We start from the raw sequence: 358 nt of genomic DNA on the forward strand, positions 1-358 counted from the left end.
ATATGACCGTATTGGAGTATCTAGATATTGTCGAAAAATATTTCGAACCTATTAAAAATAAAGATTTAGAATTTATAGATTTTTATCTTCAGGTTATATTTCCTGCTTCTAGCGGACTACCTGAACACGTTGTTTTTGCAAAAGATTATAACGACTTAGATTTACCCAATGAGAAAGAAGGCAGAAAAAAAGAAAGAGTAGAAAAATTTTCAAGAAACAATATGGATAAAAATAATGATGATATAGTTATGAAGTCTGAAATTGCGCAGTCAATTAAGCATTATTTAGTAGATGGTGAAGACTATAAGTCATTCGGCAATTGTGAAAAGTTTAGTATTGTTGAAAAACCAGTTTTAAA

The 358-nt window shown here is 28.8% G+C and carries 1 protein-coding gene; it reads left to right on the top strand.

What is annotated here, in order from left to right; genetic code table 11:
- A partial coding sequence (locus ACT3RN_RS16225) for a hypothetical protein (protein WP_444518887.1) occupies nucleotides 1-358 on the top strand: 358 nt, incomplete at both ends.

Source organism: Psychrobacter sp. AOP5-GZ1-6 (assembly GCF_052376345.1).
Classification (GTDB): Bacteria; Pseudomonadota; Gammaproteobacteria; order Pseudomonadales; family Moraxellaceae; genus Psychrobacter.